This window comes from Streptomyces sp., assembly GCF_031178505.1.
Taxonomy (GTDB): domain Bacteria; phylum Actinomycetota; class Actinomycetes; order Streptomycetales; family Streptomycetaceae; genus Streptomyces; species Streptomyces gulbargensis.
On the sequence record NZ_JAPSIW010000705.1, the window covers coordinates 1 to 3,626 of the forward strand.

Below are 3,626 nucleotides of genomic sequence, written 5' to 3' on the forward strand. Positions count from 1 at the left end.
GGTGGGCATGGTTCCTCCCGGCGACGACGGTGCTGGACGGGCTCGGACCCGTGAGGGTGCGGTCGGATCGGGGCCGGGCCTCCCTCAGCATACAGAACGCCCGCCTGCCCCTCCGCCCGCACCGCGGACGGGGCAGGCGTCCTCGCAGGTGAGGGCGCAGACGACGGAGGGAGGCGACCCTGCGGGGCTGGGTCGCCTCCCTCGGAGGGCGCCGCGGCGCCCGGACGGGACCGGTCAGGCGCCGACGCGGAAGCGGGCGAAGGCCGTGGCGGTCGCGCCGGCCTCCTCGAGCACCTTGCCGACGGTCTTCTTGGAGTCCTTGGCGAAGTCCTGGTCGAGCAGGACGACGTCCTTGTAGTAGCCCTTCAGGCGGCCGGTGATGATGTTCGGGATGATCTTCTCCGGCTTGCCCTCTGCGCGGGCGGTCTCCTCGGCGACGCGCTTCTCCGACTCGACGGTCTCGGCGGGCACGTCCTCCTCGGAGAGGAAGGTCGGGGACATCGCGGCGATGTGCACGGCGACGTCGTGGGCGACCTGGCCGCCGTCGGCGCCCGAGGCGGCCAGGAGCACGCCGACCTGGGCGGGGAGGTCCTTGGACGTCTTGTGCAGGTAGACGGCCACGCTCTCGCCCTCGACGCGGGCGATGCGGCGCACGACGACCTTCTCGCCGAGCAGCGCCCCGGTCTCGGTGACGAGCTCGGAGACGGCCTTGCCGTCGGCCTGGGCCTCCATGAGCTCCTCGAGGGAGGTCGCGTCGGCGGCGACGGCGGCCTCGAGGACCTTGTTGCCGAACTCGACGAACGGAGCGGACTTCGCCACGAAGTCGGTCTCGGAGTTGACCTCGACCATGTAGCCGACGGTGCCCTCGACGCGCGCGGCGACGAGGCCCTCGGCCGTGGCCCGGCCCTCACGCTTGGTGACGCCCTTGAGCCCCTTGACGCGGATGATCTCCTGGGCCTTCTGCAGGTCGCCGTCGGCCTCGTCGAGAGCCTTCTTGACGTCGAGCATGCCGGCACCGGTGCGCTCGCGCAGGGCCTTGATCTCAGCGGCGGTGTAGTTCGCCATGTGAACTCCTCACGTAGTCGGTGGTGCCGGCCGGGCGCGCGCGGGCGCCCGGCCGGCGTCCGGTGGAGATGGTGCCCCACCGGGGAAAACGGACGATGAACGGGGACTACTCGGCGGCGGCCTCGGTCTCGGCGGGAGCGGCGGCCTCGGTCTCGGCGGGAGCGGCGGCCTCGGTCTCGGCGGGAGCGGCGGCCTCGGTCTCGGCGGGAGCGGCGGCCTCGGCCGGTGCCTCCGCGGCGGTCTGCTCGGCGGTGTGCTGCTCGAGCAGCTCGCGCTCCCACTCGGCCATCGGCTCTTCGGCCTGCCCGGCGTTGCCGGACTTCTTGTTGTGGCGCTCCATGAGGCCCTCGGCCACGGCGTCGGCGATCACGCGGGTCAGCAGGTTGACGGAGCGGATGGCGTCGTCGTTGCCCGGGATCGGGAAGGCGACCTCGTCCGGGTCGCAGTTGGTGTCGAGGATCGCGACGACCGGGATGCCCAGCTTCTGGGCCTCGTCCACCGCGAGGTGCTCCTTCTTGGTGTCCACGATCCAGACCAGGGAGGGGGCCTTGGTCAGGTTGCGGATGCCGCCGAGGGTGCGCTCCAGCTTCTCCTTCTCGCGGCGCAGGAGCAGCAGCTCCTTCTTGGTGTACTGCGAGCCGGCGACGTCGTCGAAGTCGATCTCCTCGAGCTCCTTCATGCGCTCGATGCGCTTGGAGACCGTGGCGAAGTTGGTGAGCATGCCGCCCAGCCAGCGGTGGTTCACGTAGGGCATGCCCACGCGGGTGGCCTGCTCGGCGATGGCCTCCTGCGCCTGCTTCTTGGTGCCGACGAACAGGATGGTGCCGCCGTGGGCCACGGTGGTCTTGACGGCCTCGTAGGCGCGGTCGATGAAGGACAGCGACTGCTGGAGGTCGATGATGTAGATGCCGTTGCGCTCGGTGAAGATGAAGCGCTTCATCTTCGGGTTCCAGCGACGGGTCTGGTGGCCGAAGTGCACGCCGCTGTCGAGGAGCTGGCGCATGGTAACGACGGACATGTCGTCTCCTTGTTCTCGTGCGGGAGGGCGTGCGACGACGCCCGGCCCGCGGGTACGGTTCTCGGCTGCGTCCGGCGGACGAGCCCCTGGCGCAGCGGTGAGCGGAACCGGAACGGATCCGCTGCCGGGCCGCCGTGCCGCACCCCGCCGGAGCGGGGACGCGGACCGGGGCGGCCGGGCCGGGAAAGGAGCTCCCGGCGGCGCTGCGCGCGAAGTCAGCCGCTCACCCGCGTGCCGCCGGATCCGGCGTCGGGGCCGGATCAGGGGTGGTCACGAGGGCACGCCACGACGGGCGCGTCAGAGCACACTGCGGGATCAAGTGTACTACAGGGCCCCGTTGCCCCTGCACAGGCCCGGCCTCCGCCGGCCGCCGGCCGACGGCATGCACAGCCTGCGCGGCGCGCTCCTCGGAGGGCCCCGTCGAGGTCCACGGTGGACGCCATGATCACCGTCCCGTTCCGGCGAGTCCGAGCCCACTGGACGCACCGCTGCACCGCCACCGCCGGGGCCCTCGTCCTCGTCGCCGTCCTCGGGGCGGCACCGCCGGCCTCCGGAGCGCCGGGCTGGGCGTGGCCGCTGTCGCCGCGGCCCGCCGTGGTGGGCGGCTGGGCGCCCCCCGAGCAGCGCTGGGGGCGGGGGCACCGCGGGGTCGACCTGGACGCCGCGGCGGGGGCGTCCGTCCGCTCACCGGAGGACGGCACCGTGAGCTTCGTGGGGTTCGTGGTGGACCGCCCGGTGCTCACGCTGGACCACGGGAACGGCCTGCGCTCGAGCTTCGAGCCCGTCGAGTCCACCCTGGTCCGCGGGGAGCGGGTCCGCCGGGGTGAGGTCGTGGGCGTGCTGCGAGGGCGCGGGCACTGCGGAGCCGCGCCCTGCCTGCACTGGGGTGTGCGGCGGGACCGCGACTACGTCAACCCGCTGCAGTTCGTCGGCGCCCTGGAGCCGTCGGTGCTGCTGCCCGTCCCCGACCGGCTGCGTGCGGCGGCTCAGCGGTTGCCGTCGCCCCCGTCGCCGCCCTGAGCGTCCTCGACGCCCTGCTCGACCTGCTGGAGGCCCTCCTCGGCGCCCTGCTGGACCTCTTCGGCGCCCTGCTCGACCTCCTGCTGGACGTTGTCGGCGCCCTGCTCGACCTCCTCGGCACTGAGGTCGCAGCCGGTCAGCGCGGTCAGGGCGAGGACCGTGGCGCAGACGGAGCTCCACAGCGTGCGGCGGTTCATCTCGGCGTCCTTCCGGTCGGTGGTGCGTGCATCGGAGCACCAGTGCACCACATCGGGGTGCGCCGCGCATCCCGCCGGGACGGGTGCAAGAGTGCCCCGCCCACCGGCCGGGGCACGGTGGGCGGGGCGCCGTGGTGGAGGGTAGGGCCGGTGGGGCTTGAACCCACGACCGAAGGATTATGAGTCCTCTGCTCTGACCAGCTGAGCTACGGCCCCGCGCCGGTGCGGGGCCGGCGGCGCAGACCACGTTACCGTACGAGCGCGCCCAGTCGGGTCCGCAGCCGGCGCGTCCGCCCGGTTCCGGCCGACCCGTGATCGGACTGTTC

General features: G+C 73.0%; 4 protein-coding genes and 1 tRNA gene. 1 reads left to right on the top strand and 4 read right to left on the bottom strand.

All coding sequences use genetic code 11. The features are described from left to right. Positions 1-234: 234 nt before the first annotated feature. Together tsf and rpsB are read right to left on the bottom strand one after the other, a co-directional pair. Entirely contained in the window at positions 235-1,065 is an 831-nt protein-coding gene (gene tsf, locus RIF68_RS30810) for a translation elongation factor Ts (protein WP_309054560.1), read from the bottom strand. A 106-nt stretch (positions 1,066-1,171) separates the two neighbouring features. Next, complete coding sequence (gene rpsB / locus RIF68_RS30815; protein WP_309054561.1) at positions 1,172-2,083, bottom strand: 30S ribosomal protein S2; 912 nt, start codon at positions 2,081-2,083, stop codon at positions 1,172-1,174. A 441-nt stretch (positions 2,084-2,524) separates the two neighbouring features. Here rpsB and RIF68_RS30820 point away from each other — a divergent pair, with 441 nt between their 5' ends. Further along, on the top strand, positions 2,525-3,103 hold the full coding sequence (locus RIF68_RS30820; RefSeq protein WP_309054562.1) for a M23 family metallopeptidase: 579 nt from the start codon (positions 2,525-2,527) through the stop codon (positions 3,101-3,103). Here RIF68_RS30820 and RIF68_RS30825 read toward each other — a convergent pair. Both RIF68_RS30825 and RIF68_RS30830 read right to left on the bottom strand, forming a co-directional pair. Beyond that, a complete protein-coding gene (locus RIF68_RS30825) occupies positions 3,070-3,300 on the bottom strand; it encodes a hypothetical protein (protein ID WP_309054563.1) in 231 nt (76 codons plus the stop codon). The two genes, RIF68_RS30820 and RIF68_RS30825, sit on opposite strands and share 34 nt — an antisense overlap. A 142-nt stretch (positions 3,301-3,442) precedes the next feature. Further along, positions 3,443-3,516 (bottom strand) — tRNA-Ile (locus RIF68_RS30830). Between the last annotated feature and the right edge of the window lie 110 nt (positions 3,517-3,626).

Bases quoted from the DNA above. Each gene is read 5' to 3' on its own strand.
- tsf (WP_309054560.1), bottom strand. From the start codon at position 1,065: ATGGCGAACTACACCGCCGCTGAGATCAAGGCCCTGCGCGAGCGCACC.
- rpsB (WP_309054561.1), bottom strand. From the start codon at position 2,083: ATGTCCGTCGTTACCATGCGCCAGCTCCTCGACAGCGGCGTGCACTTC.
- RIF68_RS30820 (WP_309054562.1), top strand. From the start codon at position 2,525: ATGATCACCGTCCCGTTCCGGCGAGTCCGAGCCCACTGGACGCACCGC.
- RIF68_RS30825 (WP_309054563.1), bottom strand. From the start codon at position 3,300: ATGAACCGCCGCACGCTGTGGAGCTCCGTCTGCGCCACGGTCCTCGCC.